The following is a 17,485-nucleotide window of genomic DNA, read 5'->3' as shown; positions in this document are numbered from 1 at the left end:
ATGCCATCACGTTTTCGCTTTGTCGGCTTGGGCGTAAGAGGCCGACGACTCGGTCTGGCGGGCCTGGCCGCCTGCCTGTTCGCCCTGATCGCACTCATGGCGCCGTCGGTGGTGTACGCGTCGCCGGAAGGCAGTGCGAAGGGGAGCGGTGCTCCCCTGGTGAGGACCGACGACGGCTTGGTGCGCGGGGTCAGGAGTGCCGCCACGGACAAGTTCCTCGGTATCCCGTACGCCGCGCCGCCCACCGGTGAGCGCCGCTGGCGCCCGCCGGCCGCGGTGACCCCGTGGCGGGGCGTCCGCGCCGCGACCGCCAACCCTCCGGCCTGTGCCCAGGCCGTCGGCGGACTGCGGCCCGGTGAGGTGAGCGTCACCGAGGACTGCCTGTACCTCAGCGTCTACCGGCCCGCGCACACCACCGCGAGAAAACTGCCCGTGCTGTTCTGGATCCACGGAGGCGGATACGGCTCAGGCGCGGCCAACCTGTACAACGGCACCAAAATCGCCGCGGCCAACGACGCGATCGTGGTCAGCATCAACTACCGGATCAACGTCTTCGGCTTCCTGGCCCTGGCGTCCCTCGACCACGAGCAGGGCAATTCCGGAAACTACGGCTTCCTCGACCAACTGGCCGCCCTGCGCTGGGTGAACAAGAACATCGCCGCCTTTGGCGGGGACCCGGGCCGCGTCACGATCGACGGCCAGTCGGCCGGCGCCTTCTCGGTCTGCAACATGCTGGCCGCGCCGGCGGCCAAGGGCCTGTTCAGCGCGGCGGTCATGCAGAGCGGCGGAACCTGCCCCACCGCGTCGAAGACGTCGTACCAGGAGACGGACCAGGCGATCGTCAGGGCCGCGGGCTGCTCCGCAGCCAACGCCCGTGCGGAACTGGCCTGCATGCGGCGCAAGTCCGTCGGCGAGCTGAACGACGCGATGGCCAAGGTGCCCGCGGCGGGCACCTGGAGCGTGGTGGCCGGCGGAAACGCGCTGCCCACCCAGCCACTGGAGGCAGTCAAGGCCGGCGACTGGAACAAGGTGCCGGTCCTGATGGGCACCACCCGGGACGAGGCACGGGCGGAACTGCACTACATCGGCGCGTCGTTCCCGGAGTCCGAGGACGGATACCACTCTGTGATCCGTGCCTTCTTCGGCGACCAGGCCGACAAGATCCTCGCGGAGTACCCGGCCTCCGACTACACCGACCCCGCCTACGCCACGGCCGCGGTCCTCACCGACAGCGGCGCGACCGCAGGGCTGGGCGGCTGCGGCGAACTGTCGACCGCTGACATCTTCGCCGAGCAGACCACCACCTACTTCTACGAGTTCTACGACCCGAACGCGCCGCCTCTGACGGTCCCCGAACCGCCGAAGGGCTTCCAGATGGGTTCGTCGCACAGCTCCGAGCTGGCCTATCTCTTCCAGAACGGCTACGCCCAGCAGCCCTCGCACTTCACCACCGCGCAGAAGGCGCTGTCCGACCGGATCATGCGGTACTGGGCCACGTTCGCCGGGCGGGGCAACCCCAACGCACACGGCCAACCCGACTGGCCGGCGTACCAGGGCGGCGGCAACGGCATCGTGCAGCTCAGCCCGGACAACGTCTCGACGATGCCGGACTACGCGGCCGAACACCACTGCGCCTTCTGGCGCTCTCTTGGAAGGGCGTAGCCGGGCAAGACCCGCGCGGCGGGAGAATGAAGAAGCCGCGCTTCGCCGCTCGGTCACGCCGGAGTTCAAGGACGAGATCGTTGAGCTGTGTCACCGTGGTGACCACTCAGTCGGTCAGATCGCCGTGGACTTCGACGTGACCGAGACCGCGGTGCGCCGACCTCGGCGGCGAGTGCTTCCCCGGACGCACCGGCAGGACCCGCACCCACCGGCAAGGTCTGCTCACCCGCCGATGCCACCCCCCTCGGGTGGGCGCACCCGCCGCCATATCAGCTGATCGGCATGCGTCGGCCGCCGTACCCGAGGTCCCCCCGCTCACCGAGACCCTGGCCGCCGGACCTGGCCAGGGTCTCGGAGGGCGCGGCGCCGAAGCGCCGGCGATAGGCGGCGGAGAACCGGCTCAGGTGCGTGAAACCCCACCGCCCGGCCGATTCGGTGACTCCCGTGGCGCCGGTCAGGAGTTCTGCGTGGACACGGTCCAGACGGACGTTGCGCAGATACGTCATCGGGGTCACGCCGAGGTACTCCCTGAAACCTTCCTGGAGGCGTCGGGCGCTGACGCCTGCCACCTGGGCCAGGTATCCGACGGTGAAGGGGGTCTCGGGGTGGGCGTCGATCAGGTCGACGGCCTTGCGTACCGTCCGCGGGTAGGCGGGAGGCTGCGGACGAAGCAGCGCTTCCGTGTAGTTGTGCGGCTGGGCCAGCAGCAGGCCGCTCACCAGGAGGCGCTCGAAGTGCTGCTGGATCGCGTGTCGGCCGATGAGCCCACTGGTGCTGTCGGACTCGGCCAGCAACAGGTCCAGAGTGTTGCGCCAACTGCGCCCGGGCGCGGACGTCAGATCGAAGTCGAACGCGAATTCCAGCGGAGCCTGCAGCGGGCGGCCCAGGAGGGCCTCGAGTTCGGTCTCGACAAGGCTCCGGTCGATCTTGATTCCCAGATGTTGCTCGCCGTGGTCGCAGCTCAGCAGCCGGTGCTGCTGTGTCGGCGCGAAGACCATGGCATCGCCGGCGGTGGCCACCATCTCCTGACGTCCGGTGGCTGCTTCGATGGCGCCTTGGAGTACGACGTTGACGTGGTAGTGCGCCGGCGTCCGCCCGGGATCGACGCGTGTGCGCTGGCCGAAGGTCATCAGGCCGATGGTGATGTGCTCAGTGCGCGTACCACGAAGTTCCCCGCCGGGGCCCTCAATGCCCGACAGCGGGGTGACCTCCGCCGGATAGAACAGGTCATTGAGGCGTTCGCGGAAATCTTCGAAGCCTGAATCGCGGCACAGCACGTGGCTGGCCAACAGGGAGTACCCCATACTCCATTCTTGCACAGGCGGTGGACGCGAGATCTCCGCGGGACATCCCCTGGCCGCACCCGCACCCCCGGACAGGCCGTTCGGAACTCGTCGCGCGATTCGGCTGCCGGCCGCGCTCCGCGGATATCGCCCCCGGCTGCGGCTCCATAGCGTTTCCTCAGCTTGTTCGCCGGGCGCCGACCGGCGCGAGGAGGAGCGATCGCCGTCCGGCCCGGCCGAAGAACGCCCGCCACCCCACTGGAGGTATGTCATGCCCGCCACCGACGAAGCAGTGAAGGCCATTACCGCGGCGGCCGTCGACAGCTTCCACGACACCCCCGACCCCCGGTTGCGTGAACTGCTCCAAGGGCTCGTCCGCCATCTGCACGGCTACGTCCGTGAGCTGCGCCCCACGATCCAGGAGTGGGAGTGCGCCGTGGAATACCTCACCGCCGTCGGGCAGAAATGTGATCCCACCCGTCAGGAATTCATCCTCCTCTCCGACGTGCTGGGTGTCTCCATGCTGGTGGAGACCGTCAACGAGCAGGGCGGCGGCACCGAGAGCACGGTCCTGGGACCGTTCCACGTCGTGGAGTCCCCGAAGCGCGAGAGCGGGGACAACATCGATCTCATGGGCACCGGAGAGCCCTGCGTCGTGTCGCTCCGCGTCACGTCGGCGGACGGCAGCCCGCTGGTCGGAGCGAGCGTCGACGTCTGGCAGTGCACCGAGGACGGCTTCTACGACGTGCAGCAGCCCGACGTCCAGCCACTGGGCAACGGACGCGGACTCTTCCGGACCGACGACGAAGGCCGCCTGTGGTTCCGCACGATCGTGCCGAGCCACTACCCCATTCCGACCGACGGCCCGGTGGGACGGCTGCTCGACGCCACCGGGCGGCACCCGTACCGCCCGGCTCACATCCACTTCATCGTCGAGGCCGACGGCCATCGACCGCTGACGACGCACATCTTCGTCGCCGGCAGCCCCTACCAGGACTCGGACGCCGTCTTCGCCGTCAAGGAGAGCCTGGTCGTCGACTTCCCGCAGGTCGACGACGAGAAGAAGGCCCACGAGTACCAGGTCACCGCTCCGTTCCGCATGGCCGAGTTCGACATCACCGTCGAGCCGGAGACGATCGAGCCCGAGACGCACAAGGACGCCCGATGAACACCCCGCTCGACTTCAGCTACCAGGCGCTCCCGATGCGCGTGGTGATGGGCCCCCGCGCCCTCGACCGGCTCGCCGACGAGATCGACCACGCCGGCCTCAAGCGGGTCATGGTGCTGTGCTCGCCCGAACAGCGGGAGCTCGCCGAAACCGTCGCCGGCCTCATCGGCGCCCGAGCTGCCGACATCCACCCCCACGCCCGTATGCACGTGCCCGCAGAATCGGCGGCCGAGGCCCAAAGGCGCGCCAAGGAGGTGAACGCGGACGGCTGCGTCGCCGTCGGCGGCGGCTCGGCGATCGGCCTCGGGAAGATCGTCGCCCTTCAGTACGGCCTGCCGATCATCGCCGTACCGACGACGTACGCCGGGTCCGAGATGACGCCGGTGTGGGGTCTGACGGAGAACGGCGTCAAGCGCACGGGCAGGGACCCCCGCGTCCTGCCGGTCTCGGTGCTGTACGACCCCGCGCTCACCTTGACCCTGCCCACTTCGGTCTCCGTGACCAGCGGCATGAACGCGATCGCGCACGCGGTCGAGGCCCTGTACGCGCCGGACGCCTCACCGATCATTGATCTGATGGCCGAGGAAGGTGTGCGGGCGCTGGCCGCCGCGCTCCCGGACATCGTCGCCGACGGCGCCGACCTCGACGCCCGCGCCCGTGCCCAGTACGGCGCGTGGCTGTGCGGCGCCTGCCTCGGGGCCACCACGATGTCCCTGCACCACAAGCTCTGCCACGCCCTCGGCGGCACCCTCGACCTGCCGCACGCCCAGACCCACACCGTGGTGCTCCCGCACGCGCTCGCCTACAACCAGGTCGCGGCGCCCAAGGCGGTGGCCGCGCTCGGCCGCGCCCTCGGCACCTCCGCCGACCCGGCCGCGTATCTGTGGGACCTCGCCGGCCGGCTCGGCGCCCCGCGGTCCCTGCGGGAGCTCGGCATGGCCGAGAGCGACATCGACCGCATCGTCCAGGTCTCGCTCGCCAACCCCTACGCCAACCCCCGCGAGGTGACCGCGGACGGCCTCGGCCACCTCCTGCGCGCCGCCTGGTCCGGACAGCCCCCGACCTCCTGAGAGCACGTCCGCCCAGCGACGCAGCCGGATCACGATGGAGCCAGATCACGATGGAGTCAGAACGACCATGAACAAAGTCATCGCCTCCGCCGCAGAGGCCGTGGCGGACGTGCCGGACGGCGCGTCCCTCGCGGTCGGGGGATTCGGACTGAGCGGAGTCCCGGGCGCACTGATCCAGGCGCTCCTTGAGGCCGGCGTGTCCGGGCTGTCGGTGGTGTCCAACAACTGCGGAGCGATGGACTCCGGCCTCGCCGTCCTGCTCTCCGCCGGCCGTGTCGCGCGGGTGACGGGCTCGTACATCGGCGGCAACAAGGAGTTCGCCCGCCAGTACCTGGGCGGCGAGATCGAGGTCGAGATGATCCCCCAGGGCACGCTCGCCGAGCGCCTTCGCGCCGGTGGCGCGGGCATCCCCGCCTTCTACACCCCGGCCGGGGTGGGCACCCAGGTCGCCGAGGGCGGCATGCCGTGGCGCTACGACGGCAACGGCGGCGCCGCCCTCGTCTCCCCCGCCAAGGAGGTGCGGGAGTTCGACGGCGTCGAGTACGTACTGGAACGCGCCATCCGCACCGACTTCGCGCTCGTACGGGCCGCCCGGGGCGACCGGCACGGAAACCTCGTCTTCAACAAGTCCACCCGGAACTTCAACCCGCTGGCCGCCACGGCGGGCCGGATCACCGTCGCGGAGGTGGAGGAACTGGTCGAGCCCGGCGAGATCGACCCCGACGCCGTACACCTGCCGGGCATCTTCGTGCAGCGGGTGGTCGCCCTCACCCCCGAGCAGGCCGCCGACAAGCGGATCGAGAACGTCACCACCACACCGAGAGGGGACGCGTAACCATGGCCTGGACGCGTGAGGAGATGGCCGCGCGGGCGGCGCGCGAGCTGACGGACGGCCAGTACGTGAACCTCGGCATCGGCCTGCCCACCCTCATCCCCAACCACCTCCCCGACGGGGTGGAGGTGATCCTGGAGTCGGAGAACGGCATCCTGGGCACCGGTCCCTTCCCGTACGAGGAGGACGTCGACCCGGATCTGATCAACGCGGGCAAGGAGACCGTCACGGTCCTACCGGGCGCGTCCTTCTTCGACTCGGCGCTGTCCTTCGGCATGATCCGCGGCGGCCACATCGACGTCGCGGTGCTGGGCGCGATGCAGGTCTCCGCCCGCGGCGACCTCGCCAACTGGGCCGTCCCCGGCAAGATGATCACCGGCATCGGCGGCGCGATGGACCTCGTTCACGGTGCCCGCACCGTGATCGTCGCCATGACGCACACCGCGAAGGACGGTTCCCCGAAGCTCGTCGACGAGTGCACGCTGCCGCTCACCGGCAAGGCATGCGTCAACCGTGTCATCACCGACCTCGCGGTCATCGACGTCACCCCGGCCGGCCTGCTGCTGACCGAGACCGCACCGGGCGTCACGGCCGGCGAGGTCGTCGCCAGGACCGCCACCGAGCTGATCGTCGCAAAGGACCTCACGTGACCAAGGACGTCTACCTCGTCGACGCCGTCCGCACCCCGGTCGGAAAGTACAACGGCTCCCTCGCCTCCGTACGCCCGGACGACCTGGCCGCGCACACCATCCGCGAACTCCTCGCCCGAACCCCGGACCTGGACCCGTCGCTGATCGGCGACGTGTACTACGGCAACGCCAACGGCGCGGGCGAGGAAAACCGCAACGTCGCACACATGGCCGGCCTCCTCGCGGGCTTGCCCACGTCCGTTCCGGGCGCGACCGTCAACCGGCTGTGCGCGTCGGGCCTCGAAGCCGTCATCCAGGGCTACCGGGCGATCGCGCTCGGAGACGCGTCCGTGATCGTCGCGGGCGGCGTCGAGTCGATGACTCGCGCGCCGTACGTGCTGCCCAAGTCGCCCGTCCCGTTCCCGGCGGGCTACGCCGAGCTGTACTCGACCACGCTCGGCTGGCGGATGGTCAACCCGAGGATGAACCCGCAGTGGACCGTCCCGCTGGGGGAGTCGGCCGAGCTCATCGCCGACAAGCACGGGATCACGCGCGAGCAGCAGGACGAGTTCGCGCTGCAATCGCATCTGAAGGCCGCGCGGGCCCAGGAGCAGGGCCTCTTCGACGCCGAGATCGCGCCGGTCTCCGTCCCGCGGCGCAAGGGCGACCCGGTCCTCTTCGCGGCGGACGAGGGCGTACGGGCGAGCGCGTCCCTGGAGGCGATGGCAAAGCTCCAGCCGTCGTTCCGCAAGGAGGGCGGCACGGTGACGGCGGGCAACGCCTCAACGCTCAACGACGGCGCGTCGGCTCTCCTCCTGGCCGATGAGGAGGGGCTGAGGGCGACGGGCCGCGAGCCGCTGGCGCGGATCGCCGCGTCCGGTGTCTCCGCGATCGAGCCGCACTACTTCGGCCTCGGACCGGTCGAGGCGGTCCACCGTGCCCTCGACCGGGCAGGCAGGTCCTTCGCCGACCTCGACGTGCTCGAACTCAACGAGGCGTTCGCTGCACAGGTGCTCGGCTGCGTCGCGGAGTGGCCGGAGTTTGACTCGGAGATCCTCAACCCGCTCGGCGGCGCGATCGCCCTGGGCCACCCGCTCGGCGCCTCCGGCGCCCGGCTGACCGGCACGGTCGCCCACCAACTGGCCCGCAAGGGCTCCGGCGTGGGCGTCGCGACCCTGTGCATCGGCGTCGGCCAGGGCCTCGCACTCGTACTCGAACGCTGACACTCGTCCGGCGCCACCCGAAAAACGGCTTCGCGCCAAACGGAACGCATCCGTGGAACCTGCGACGGGGCAGGCTGCCCCCGACACGAGCGAGCTTCCCACCCGGAGCGCCGGCACGCGCACTCTCCCACTCTCCGCACCGGCGGACGACTCGGCACCTGCCTGTTCCCGCCCGTCCGGCCTGACCAGCCGGTACCGCGCACAAAGGGGTGCTCACCCCCGGCCCGGCGCTCATCCGGGGGAACGTATACGACGGCTTCGCACCCGCGTCGATCAGGTCTGCGACCAGGTGAGCACCCCGGCCGGGGTCCGGGCGGGGTGCTCACCGCGAGCTCTCCGCAGGCGCCGATCCGCCATCCCTCCCCGTTTCCGCCGTGTACGGCCCGATCCTTCGACGGGGATAAGTCGGCGCCCTGAGACTCGTTCGTACCGGGATTCGCGCAGTTGCGGAGCTGAATCCGTGGCCGCCCGCCCGGAGGTCCCGCCATGTGCAGGTACGGCAGGCGGGGCAAGCGGCGAGAACAAGGAGCGATGATGACCACCGTTGACGACACCCCACGCGTCGACCCCCAGGCGCAGGCCCATCCGACTGCTGCCCTTCGTCCGATGGGCCGCGTGCTGGCCCAGCCCGAACCCGGCCTCACCGTCGACGACCTCGTGCGGCGGGCCCGCGACATGCGCGACCACCTCCGCTCCGAGCAGGAGGCGACGGAGAAGCGGACGTACTACTCGCAGGAGACCCACGAGGCCTTCCAGCGGGCCGGTTTCTACCGCATGCTCCAGCCCAAGACCTTCGGCGGCTACGAGCTGCGGGTGCCCGAGTTCTACCGGGTGATCCTCGAGGTAGCCCAGGGCTGCCCCTCCACGGGCTGGTGCCTGGCCCTCGGCTCGGAGAACGTGCTCGTGTTCTCCTCGCAGTTCGGCCCTGAGGTCCAGGCCGAGGCGATGGGCGAGGACGGACACTTCATCGCGCCCCACCGAGTCGTCCCGTCGGTCCGCGCGGTTCCCCACGCAGACGGCTGGGAGCTGACGGGCACGTGGAGCTACAACTCGGGGGCCCCGTACTCGACCCACGCGCTCGGTGCCGTCTCGTTGCCCCCCGGCGAGGACGGCGCGCCCCGCTTCGGCATAGCGGTGGTGCCCCGGTCGTGCTACACGGTGCTCGACGACTGGGGCGACAACATCGGCCTGCGGGGCAGCGGTTCGCCCTCCATCCGCGTGGAGAACGCCGTGGTGCCGCGGGGCAACGTGCGCGAGGTCGAGGGGCAGGAGCACATGTGGGCAGAGTCCGTCGGCATGGCTCTGCACGGCAATCCCATGTACGCGGGGCGCTTCTCGGGCTTCTTCTACGGCGAGAGTCTCGCCGTCGCGACAGGCATCGGTCGGGCCATGCTCGACGAGTACCGGTCGGCGCTGCTGGAGAAGAAGCCGATGTGGGATCCGCAGGGGCTGCGCGCGGACGACGCCCACTACCAGCGGTGGTACGGCGAGGCGTGCTCCCTGCTCGACGCCGCCGAGGCGGTGACGCAGCAGGTGGGAGAGCTGTATCACCAATTCAGCGAGCGCGAGGTGCGGGGCGAGGGGGAGTTCGGCCCCGCCGACGACCTGCGCCTGGTGAACCTGTCCGGGCAGGGCGGACGGTTCGTGACCGAGGCGATGGACCTCCTCGTCCGCACCGGCGGATCGAGCGCGCTCCGCCAGGGGACCCGTACCGAGCGCTACTGGCGGGACTTCAGCGCCTACCGCTCGCACTCCGTCCCGATGACGCGCGACCTCATGAACCTTCGTTTCGGTGCCGCCGACCTGGAGGCGCGCCGGGCCCGGACCGGGACCGACGCCGAGACCACCGTCGTGAACGGCGGCACCACGAAGGCGGGTGCCTGATGAAGACCGCGCTCACCGCCCATGACACCGCCCGTGACACCGTTCCGGGCAGCACCCCGGACTTCGATACGGCCCGATTCCGCGATGTGCTGGGCAGGTTCTGCTCCGGTGTCACGGTCGTCACCGCCTCGCTCGACGGCCGCCCGGCCGGCCTGACCTGCCAGTCCTTCATGAGCCTGTCACTGGACCCGCCGCTGGTCGCGTTCGCCCCGGCGGCCACCTCCGGGAGTTACGCGACGATCCGGGAGGCCGGCTGGTTCGCGGCCAACATCCTCGCCGAGGACCAGGCCGAACTCGCCACGGCGTTCGCCCGCAGCGGCGGCGACAAGTTCGCGGGGGTGCGGTGGCGCCGCGAGGTCACCGGCGCTCCCCTGCTCGACGGCACAGCGGGCCATGTCGAGTGCGAACTGGTCGAGGAGTACCCGATCGGCGACCACCTGGTGGTCGTGGGCCGGGTGGTGGCGCTGGCAGGCCACCCGGACGCCGCTCCCCTGCTGTACTTCCGGGGCTCGTTCGGAGCCCTGTCCGGGGGCCCGGAGCGTGCCTGAGCACCCGAGGTGCTGAATCACGTTCGCTGCGGACCTGGCCCGGTACCGGCCCCGGCCGGCTACCGGGCCGTACCCGTCTCAGCCCGCCCGGCGCGCGCCGTCAGCCATGACGGCGGCCATGCCGCGGGCCTGCTGCGCGAGGTCCGTGGGGCGAACGCCGAAGCGCTTAGCGAAGCTCGTCGAGAAATGCGACGCGGAGGCGAAGCCGCACCTGTGGGCGACCTCGGCCACCGTGAGGCGCTCACGTCCGCCGGACGTCGCCAGCATCCGGTGGGCGCGGTCCAGCCGCAGACCGCGCACGAACTGCGGCACGGTCGTGTTCTGGGCGGCGAACACCCGGGAGAGGTGACGCTCGCTGATGCCGATCCGGGCCGCGATGGACGTGGCGCTCAGCCCCGGGTCGTGCAGATGGCGTTCGATCACCTCCCGGGCGGCGGCGTAGTGGGCGCCCGTGGACAGGGGCGCACCCCGCCCGGAGATGAGCGTTGCCAACAGTTCCAGCATCGTGGCGTCGTCCGCCCGCACGGACGTCACCGACCGGGCGGCCCCGTCGAGCAGGCGCCCGAGGGCGGTCACGCAGGCACCCAGGGGACCGTCGACGTCGACGACCTGGGGCCGGGGCGGCTTCGCCCCGTGGGTGAATTCGGCATACAGGGAACGCGGCACCGTGATCGACACGTCGTGCTGGTCCCCGCTGTAGCCGCGCATGAACGGCTGGTCGCTGTGGAGGAGAACCTGCCCCGGGCGCAGCGTGAGGACGCCGTCACTGGTGCAGAACGCCGACTTGCCGCGCAGGACCATGTGCACCGCCACCTGGTCGGCGGGATGGTCGCGTACGTGCCCGGCGTCGCGCTCGACCACGTGCGAGGTCGAGGCCGTCCGCAGGACGTCGAGCGCGCCGATCGTCGTGCGGACGCTGGAGGCGTGGAAGACGGACTGCAGGGGACGGAAGCGCATCGGCGCCACCAAGGCGGTGTTGTGGGCCTCCCAGGACGCCACCCGGTCCGGCTCGGGGATGCCCGCAGTGGAGAAGCGGACCGATTGAGCATCGGACAAGGGTGTCGTACTCATACGGCCTTCCCCTTCGAGGGTCTGCGTCGGCCTCGGCGGTAACGCCGCAGCAGCCGGTGGGCGCCCCTGACATCTGCCGACTCGGTTCAACTCCGGCCCCGCGACATCTACCAGGGTACCCGGAGCGATCACCGCCGAACCGGTACCCCTCCGGCGGTGGCTTCCACGCCCACGCGCTCTGCCTCGGGTCGGCACGGAGGGAGAGGGCGCCTGGTAACGACCTGCAAGCCATGAACTGCGCGGTATTGTCGTATTCCTGCCCTGAACGAGGTCATAGCCATGGTGGTGACTGCCCCGCTCAGGTCGGAGAAGGCCAGTCCGCCAAGGTCCGCACGGCCGACGGGGACGGCTTTCGGCGGCCACGTGAGCGACACGACGCAGTGCTGGCCCTGATCACTTCACCCAAGAAACCAAAACGGGCTTGAGATGAGCGAAAGCTCCTCAGTCAAGCGCATCGATTACTGGCTGCCGTTGCCTCCGACCGGCGACCGGTACGTGCTTGGGCAGGCCGGTCGGCTGCTGCCGAGCTGAAAGGACGGGTTGGACCGATGACTGTCGAAGGGTACTGGGTCCGGAGCCTGCAACCGACCCGGACTGACCTGCCCGCTCCCGCCTGCAGCTCCGACATGTGGCAACTGGCCCTGGACCGGCTGGGCGAAGAACCATTGGCCTGGGCGATCGAGCTCGCGATCGAACTCAGCGAGAAGGTGAGCGACGTGCTGCTCCTGGGCGGTCGGGACCGCGCCGTGCAGATGTTGCGGCCCAGCTCGGAGTCGTTCGTCATCACCACCCTGCTCGCGGTGTTGTCCGGCGTGCCGGACAGATCGGGGAGCACTCGGGAGATCGAGCAAGGCGTGATCGATCTGATCCCCCGTCGCGTGCCCCTGGAGCAGGTCCTGAGCGGGTTCCGCGCGGGGAACGAGCAGCTGGCGGAAGCGTATCTCGGCGCATGCCGCCGCCTCGTGCCGCCGGAGCAGCAGGCCGAACAGTTGGAGGTCGTGTTCACGATCCTGTTCGAGTTCGCGAATTCGTTCCATGCGACGATCAGCGATTTCTACCTTGCGGAGGAGCGTCGGTGGCTGGCGAGTGCGAACGCGCGGCGGGACCAGATGGTGCGGTCGATTCTCGCCGGCGAAGATATCTCGGCCGAGACCGCGTCCCGGGTTCTCGGCTACGACCTGGCGAGTTCCTCACATGTCGGCGTGATTTTCCGGCGGAGCGCGGCCGCATCCGGAGATGCCACTCCGCTACGTGAGGAGGCCGTGTCGATGCTGAGCGGTTTGGAAGCGACGGCGTGTCTGGTGATGGCGATCGACCGAACGGAAGTCTGGGCTTGGGCATCTGTTCCGGGTCAGTGTGCTCCGGATGCGTCCACCATCCCCGCGCTCCGCGGTGTCCTCGTGGCAGTGGGGAGGCGGCAGTCCGGCTTGGAGGGATTCAGAACCACTCACGCTGAGGCACGGGCTGCAGTACGCGTGGCCGAGTTGAACGCCACCGCGATCGGGGGTGGGCAGGTTGTGGATTTCCACGACGTTCGCCTGGTGGCTCTCCTCACGGCCGATTCGGCCGACGCGCTGAGTTTCATGCGTGACGAGCTCGGCGAGCTGGGCGGAAGTGGAGAGACGCCGCGCGTGCTGCGCGAGACGTTGCGGGCGTACCTGGGAAGCAATAGCAGACCGCAGGACACGGCCCGCACCCTGTTCGTGGCGAAGAACACGGTCATCTACCGCGTCAAGCGTGCGGAGGAGATGCTCGGCCACGACATCAGGGCCCGGCAGCTCGAACTGGGTGTCGCGTTGCGGCTCGCGGCCGTCATCGGCCCGGACGCGGGCTCTGCTTCGCCGGCCGTGTAGCCCGGTCGCCAGTCGAGGCCGTTGGTTCGTCGGCGCAATCGACGACGAACGTTTTGGTGAGATCGGGCAAGAGGTCAGGCCGACGTATCGGGTTCCATGAACACATCGTTTCGTCGATGTTGACTGGAGACGCCGCCGATGTCTGAAATCACTGCTCGCGATCACCTACGGAAACACGTTGCGTTGATAGATGATGCCTCTCTGGAGCCGGGGTTGTCGGCCGATGGTTTCCGCGAGGCGTTCCGCAATCATGCGGGCGGGGTCGCGGTCGTGACCGCCGATGCCGGCCGGGGCCCGGTCGCACTGACCGCGACGTCGGTGATATCGGTGAGCGCGACGCCACCTCTCCTCGTGTTCTCGGTGTCGGCCTTCTCCTCGGCGACGCCGACGATCCTGGAGTCGTCGTCCGTGGTCGTGCACCTGCTGGGGGCCGGTCAGGTCGACCTCGCGCGCCTTTGTGCGACAAGCGGGGCGGATCGCTTCGCGGACACCACTGCCTGGACCCGGCTGACGACCGGCGAGCCGTACTTCGTCGCCGCCCCGGTAGGCATCCGCGGCAGCATCGTGGCCACGTTCGCAGCGGGAGCTTCGACGCTCGTCGTCGTCAACGCCACCGACGCTCACTACGCGCCGACGGACTTCGCCGCCCCGAGCGACGCCTCACGTCCGCTGATCTACCACAACCGGACTTGGCATCAGTTGAGTGAGCTGTCCGAGTTGGTGTCGGGCGCGCAGTAGCGCGATCGCATTCCGATTTGGCGACCGGCCCCTCGGCCGGAGCCGAATTCAGGCAGATCTCTGCCCAGAAAAGGAGGACGCATCATGACGATTCACGCAGTCAGTGCCACGGAAGCGGCAGCCGACGCAGCAGGTACACGTGAGAAATTGGTGCACACCGCACACGAGTTGATCCCCCTCCTCCGGGAAAACGCGGAACGCACAGAGCGTGATCGCCGCCTCACGGACGAGGTGACCGAAGCGGTGCGATCCGCCGGTCTCTTCCAGGCATGCACGCCGCGCGCGTCCGGCGGATCCGGCGGCGGTGTCCGCACCATGGTCGAAGTCACCGCCGAACTCGCCCGTGGCGACGGCTCCACGGGATGGGTGGCGTTCATCGCGAACGCCACTGCCTTCGGCTTGGGACTGTTCCCCGACGACGTGCGGGCCGCGGTATACACGGATCCCCACAACGTGGCGATCAGCCAGTTCACACCGATCGCAGCGGCGACCGAGGTGGACGGTGGGTATCGGCTCACCGGCAAGTGGCCGTTCGCGTCAGGCAGCCACCAGGCACAGTGGACGCTGACCGCCTTCAAGGTGCTGGACGACGCCGGAGAGGTGCGGGAGGTCCGCTACGCCCTCATGTCCACGGCCGATCTCACGATCGAGGACACCTGGTACATCGCGGGGATGGCCGGAACCGGGAGCAACACCTACATCGCGAACGACCTGTTCGTGCCGAGCGGGTTCACCCTCGATCTGGACACCTTCATGGGCAGGAAGTTCCCGTCATGGCTCCCGGAGGAGCCCGGCTACCGAGCTCCGCTCGCCACCGTCGCCTGTCTGGCCATCGTAGGGCCGATCATGGGAATGGCCGAAGCTGCCTGGGATCTGGTGCTGGACACGATGAAGGCCGGCCGGCCGATCTCGGCCGCGTACAGCGACATCCGTGAGGCACCCGGCTACCGCTTCGCTCTGGCGGACGCGCGAACGGCGATCGACACCGGACGCTTCCACCTGCTTCGGGCCGCCGACGGTATCGACAGCGCGGCCCACGAGGGCCGGATCCTCGAGGTCGGTGAGCGAGCGAAACTGCGCGGTGACGCCGCTGCCGCGACTCGCAGCTTCCGCAATGCCGTCGATCTGCTCCTCGACATCGGGGGCACCCGAAGCTTCGCGCTGTCGAACCCGCTTCAGCGGGTGTGGCGAGACATCGAAGTCGCCAGCCGCCACGGTCTGAACAACGTTCTCATGAACCGGGAGGAGTACGCCCTCAGCCTGCTCGGAATGGATCAGGCATTCCCCGATCACCTCTGAGCCGCCGCACCTCTCGTCTCCTTCGACACGCCGCGTCCGAGGCGCGGCGCTCCGCCAGGGATGCGCGGAGCACCGCGACCTCCTTCGAAAACAGAAACACCTGAGGATTGCCTCCACGGTGGAGACGCTCGGTGCGCGACGGCTGCTACTCACCACGACGCCCTTGCCGTCGCGCCGGCGGACGCGATCCCCGGCGCGCGCCCCTGCGGTGCGGTTGCCCGCGCCCGGCATCACACTGACGTCTACGCCGGCTGCACCATGGCGGGCACCGACCGCTCTAGCGCGGCAACCGCCGAACGTCACTGGACCGCGCCACAGGACCTGTTCGGTCGAGCCCTCCGAGACCCCACACCCGCACACCCCGTATCGAAGGAGCAGAGAACTTCCCATGGCCAAGTTGGAGATCATCATCGCTAGCACGCGGCCGGGCCGGATCGGCCCCACCATCGGCGAGTGGTTCGAGACCCACGCCAAGGAACACACCGGATTCGACGAGATCGAGCTGGTCGACCTGGCCGAGGTGAACCTGCCGTTCATGAACGAACCGCACCACCCCCGCCTGGGCCAGTACACCCACCAGCACACCCGTGACTGGAGCGCCAAGGTCGCGGAGGCGGACGCCTTCGTGTTCGTGATGCCGGAGTACAACTTCGGCTACAACGCCGAGCTGAAGAACGCCATCGACTACCTGCACCGCGAGTGGCAGTACAAGCCGGTCGGCCTCGTCAGCTACGGCGGCGTCTCCGCGGGGACCCGGGCTGCGCAGATGATCAAGCAGGTGGTGACCACCCTGAAGATGACGCCGGTCCTCGAGTCGGTGTCGATTCCCTTCGCGCACCAGCTCCTCTCCGAGGAAGAGGGACTGGTGCCGAACGAGGTCATGACCGGCTCCGCGACGGCGATGCTCGACGAACTCGTCCGCGTAGCCGAGGCCCTGCGCCCGCTGCGCACACCCGCGATGGCGTAACCCCGAAGGCGGGCGCAGCACGGGCGGGGGATCCCTCGGTTTCGTCAACCCGTGGGCAGACGGGCGCTGGTACGGCCTTGGTGCCGGCCGGGGTGAAGCGGCTGCCCGCACTGGCGCGGCGGCGGGTGAAGGACAAGCCGCTGCTGCCGCGCGAGATCGACGACGAGCTGGTGCCGCCCGTGTGGCGCAGGGCGGTGTGGTAGCACCCGGTGCATACTCAGGACGCGGCCCCCATCCGGTTGCGGCAGAAGACAGCGGAGGTGGGCGCGACGCTGACAGGCCACGACCTGACGGTGCTGCCGGTCGGGGCGTAGTGGGGGAGTGCGGCGAGGAAGTCGCCCTCGGCCGCGGCCGCGCGTCGACCCATCGATGCGTCGGACCGAATCAGCTGCCTGCCCGCTCCTGTGGTGCGTCCGTCCACGACCGGAATACCGCAGCCTGACCGTGGTGTGATCCGTCGGCGTCGACGAGGTTCCACATCGTGACGTCCTCTATCCAGAATCTCCGGCCGGACTTGGAGATCCTCAGGCCTCGGTAGCCGGACGCGAACCCGTGTTCTGTCACCGATCGCACGAACCCCTCCCGGTCGCTCTGTCCCTCCGGAGCCGCGGACAGCCGGGACGGAAGCCGCGTGAACTCCTCCCAGGTGTATTCGAAGCATCTCTGGGCGGTCGTGTTCGCGTATGTGAAGATCGGATCCGCGCTCGTGTCGTGTGCCAGGAGTCCGAACGGTGCGTCCTCGTAGAGCCAGCGGACCATCTCACCGACGTGCGAAAGCTCTGACGGACACAGCGGGGTGCCGGTCAACCGCTGGTGACTGGACAGGAGGAGCTGCGCGAAGGCGACGTCGTGGTTCTGCGACACCAGGGATGTGCCGACGGCGGTGACGGTCCGACTGCGTGCAGCCGTGGGCTTCATTCCAGCCCATGGGCTTTCCTCGGGCATGGCCGACGACGCCCGCACGTCTCGCATTCCGTCAGCGGTGGCGTCGTCGGAGACCGTGGTCATCGATGCAGGCCTCTCGTTCGTCCCTCGGGGAGGGGGCGAGCGGATCACAGGGGAACGTGCCGCAACTCAGTGCCAGGCGAGGCTCGGTGTGCACACAGAGCCGAGACATTCGCACATACGTGCCGCGCGACCAACCGGAGACAAGGTACTCCCTCGTAGGATCACGGCCGCGACCGGGAGAGTGCCTCGGGCAGCGTGTCCTCGGTGACCGCGTCCAGCGCCTCGACGTCTCCCTCGACGCCGAAGGCCG

15 protein-coding genes are annotated in these 17,485 nt (G+C 69.4%); 12 read left to right on the top strand and 3 right to left on the bottom strand.

Features of this window, described 5'->3' with window-relative positions; all coding sequences use genetic code 11:
- Window positions 1-1,662: a carboxylesterase family protein gene (locus tag AB0P24_RS12130; protein WP_365792854.1), complete on the top strand. Its 1,662-nt coding sequence runs from the start codon at window positions 1-3 to the stop codon at window positions 1,660-1,662.
- A 269-nt stretch (window positions 1,663-1,931) separates the two neighbouring features.
- On the opposite strand, the gene AB0P24_RS12125 is transcribed toward AB0P24_RS12130, so the two are convergent.
- Window positions 1,932-2,951 (bottom strand): AraC family transcriptional regulator, encoded by a 1,020-nt coding sequence (locus AB0P24_RS12125; protein ID WP_365792852.1) that lies wholly within the window; start codon window positions 2,949-2,951, stop codon window positions 1,932-1,934.
- A 265-nt stretch (window positions 2,952-3,216) separates the two neighbouring features.
- On the opposite strand from AB0P24_RS12125, the gene AB0P24_RS12120 reads away from it, so the two are divergent.
- From AB0P24_RS12120 to AB0P24_RS12090, 7 genes are all read left to right on the top strand, one after another.
- Window positions 3,217-4,113 carry a dioxygenase gene (locus AB0P24_RS12120; protein ID WP_365792850.1) on the top strand — a complete coding sequence of 299 codons (897 nt, stop codon included), beginning with the start codon at window positions 3,217-3,219 and terminating at the stop codon, window positions 4,111-4,113.
- A complete protein-coding gene (locus tag AB0P24_RS12115) occupies window positions 4,110-5,183 on the top strand; it encodes a maleylacetate reductase (protein ID WP_365792848.1) in 1,074 nt (357 codons plus the stop codon). Before AB0P24_RS12120 ends, AB0P24_RS12115 begins: the two co-directional genes overlap by 4 nt.
- Before the next feature lie 67 nt (window positions 5,184-5,250).
- Complete coding sequence (locus AB0P24_RS12110; RefSeq protein ID WP_365792846.1) at window positions 5,251-6,018, top strand: CoA transferase subunit A; 768 nt, start codon at window positions 5,251-5,253, stop codon at window positions 6,016-6,018.
- Between the two features lie 2 nt (window positions 6,019-6,020).
- Window positions 6,021-6,665 (top strand): CoA transferase subunit B, encoded by a 645-nt coding sequence (locus AB0P24_RS12105; RefSeq protein WP_365792844.1) that lies wholly within the window; start codon window positions 6,021-6,023, stop codon window positions 6,663-6,665.
- The gene (locus AB0P24_RS12100) at window positions 6,662-7,867 is read left to right on the top strand and encodes a thiolase family protein (RefSeq protein WP_365792842.1); all 1,206 of its coding nucleotides are present in this window, start codon (window positions 6,662-6,664) and stop codon (window positions 7,865-7,867) included. Before AB0P24_RS12105 ends, AB0P24_RS12100 begins: the two co-directional genes overlap by 4 nt.
- 534 nt (window positions 7,868-8,401) lie before the next feature.
- Window positions 8,402-9,751: an acyl-CoA dehydrogenase family protein gene (locus tag AB0P24_RS12095; protein ID WP_365792840.1), complete on the top strand. Its 1,350-nt coding sequence runs from the start codon at window positions 8,402-8,404 to the stop codon at window positions 9,749-9,751.
- Window positions 9,751-10,299 (top strand): flavin reductase family protein, encoded by a 549-nt coding sequence (locus AB0P24_RS12090; protein WP_365792838.1) that lies wholly within the window; start codon window positions 9,751-9,753, stop codon window positions 10,297-10,299. The genes AB0P24_RS12095 and AB0P24_RS12090 overlap by 1 nt, the downstream gene beginning before the upstream one ends.
- A gap of 78 nt (window positions 10,300-10,377) precedes the next feature.
- Here AB0P24_RS12090 and AB0P24_RS12085 read toward each other — a convergent pair whose 3' ends face one another.
- Window positions 10,378-11,370, bottom strand: coding sequence for an AraC family transcriptional regulator (locus AB0P24_RS12085; protein WP_365792836.1), 993 nt, complete (start codon window positions 11,368-11,370; stop codon window positions 10,378-10,380).
- A 548-nt stretch (window positions 11,371-11,918) separates the two neighbouring features.
- Between AB0P24_RS12085 and AB0P24_RS12080 the strand changes: the two genes are divergently transcribed.
- From AB0P24_RS12080 to AB0P24_RS12065, 4 genes are all read left to right on the top strand, one after another.
- Entirely contained in the window at window positions 11,919-13,223 is a 1,305-nt protein-coding gene (locus AB0P24_RS12080; protein WP_365792834.1) for a helix-turn-helix domain-containing protein, read from the top strand.
- 138 nt (window positions 13,224-13,361) lie between these two features.
- Window positions 13,362-13,961 (top strand): flavin reductase family protein, encoded by a 600-nt coding sequence (locus AB0P24_RS12075; protein WP_365792832.1) that lies wholly within the window; start codon window positions 13,362-13,364, stop codon window positions 13,959-13,961.
- An 84-nt stretch (window positions 13,962-14,045) separates the two neighbouring features.
- The gene (locus AB0P24_RS12070; protein WP_365792830.1) at window positions 14,046-15,260 is read left to right on the top strand and encodes an acyl-CoA dehydrogenase family protein; all 1,215 of its coding nucleotides are present in this window, start codon (window positions 14,046-14,048) and stop codon (window positions 15,258-15,260) included.
- A gap of 388 nt (window positions 15,261-15,648) precedes the next feature.
- Window positions 15,649-16,227, top strand: a complete 579-nt coding sequence (locus AB0P24_RS12065) for an NAD(P)H-dependent oxidoreductase (RefSeq protein ID WP_365792828.1) — start codon at window positions 15,649-15,651, stop codon at window positions 16,225-16,227.
- A 384-nt stretch (window positions 16,228-16,611) separates the two neighbouring features.
- On the opposite strand, the gene AB0P24_RS12060 is transcribed toward AB0P24_RS12065, so the two are convergent.
- Window positions 16,612-17,235: an MEKHLA domain-containing protein gene (locus tag AB0P24_RS12060; protein WP_365792826.1), complete on the bottom strand. Its 624-nt coding sequence runs from the start codon at window positions 17,233-17,235 to the stop codon at window positions 16,612-16,614.
- Between the last annotated feature and the right edge of the window lie 250 nt (window positions 17,236-17,485).

The organism is Streptomyces sp. NPDC086519 (genome assembly GCF_040686075.1).
In the GTDB taxonomy this organism is placed as follows: Bacteria; Actinomycetota; Actinomycetes; order Streptomycetales; family Streptomycetaceae; genus Streptomyces; species Streptomyces shenzhenensis.
Note: the sequence above shows the minus strand (reverse complement) of the source record. Positions and strands in the feature narration are given on the sequence as shown.

Bases quoted from the DNA above. Each gene is read 5' to 3' on its own strand.
- AB0P24_RS12130 (WP_365792854.1), top strand. From the start codon at position 1: ATGCCATCACGTTTTCGCTTTGTCGGCTTGGGCGTAAGAGGCCGACGA.
- AB0P24_RS12120 (WP_365792850.1), top strand. From the start codon at position 3,217: ATGCCCGCCACCGACGAAGCAGTGAAGGCCATTACCGCGGCGGCCGTC.
- AB0P24_RS12115 (WP_365792848.1), top strand. From the start codon at position 4,110: ATGAACACCCCGCTCGACTTCAGCTACCAGGCGCTCCCGATGCGCGTG.
- AB0P24_RS12110 (WP_365792846.1), top strand. From the start codon at position 5,251: ATGAACAAAGTCATCGCCTCCGCCGCAGAGGCCGTGGCGGACGTGCCG.
- AB0P24_RS12105 (WP_365792844.1), top strand. From the start codon at position 6,021: ATGGCCTGGACGCGTGAGGAGATGGCCGCGCGGGCGGCGCGCGAGCTG.
- AB0P24_RS12095 (WP_365792840.1), top strand. From the start codon at position 8,402: ATGACCACCGTTGACGACACCCCACGCGTCGACCCCCAGGCGCAGGCC.
- AB0P24_RS12090 (WP_365792838.1), top strand. From the start codon at position 9,751: ATGAAGACCGCGCTCACCGCCCATGACACCGCCCGTGACACCGTTCCG.
- AB0P24_RS12085 (WP_365792836.1), bottom strand. From the start codon at position 11,370: ATGAGTACGACACCCTTGTCCGATGCTCAATCGGTCCGCTTCTCCACT.
- AB0P24_RS12080 (WP_365792834.1), top strand. From the start codon at position 11,919: ATGACTGTCGAAGGGTACTGGGTCCGGAGCCTGCAACCGACCCGGACT.
- AB0P24_RS12075 (WP_365792832.1), top strand. From the start codon at position 13,362: ATGTCTGAAATCACTGCTCGCGATCACCTACGGAAACACGTTGCGTTG.
- AB0P24_RS12070 (WP_365792830.1), top strand. From the start codon at position 14,046: ATGACGATTCACGCAGTCAGTGCCACGGAAGCGGCAGCCGACGCAGCA.
- AB0P24_RS12065 (WP_365792828.1), top strand. From the start codon at position 15,649: ATGGCCAAGTTGGAGATCATCATCGCTAGCACGCGGCCGGGCCGGATC.
- AB0P24_RS12060 (WP_365792826.1), bottom strand. From the start codon at position 17,235: ATGACCACGGTCTCCGACGACGCCACCGCTGACGGAATGCGAGACGTG.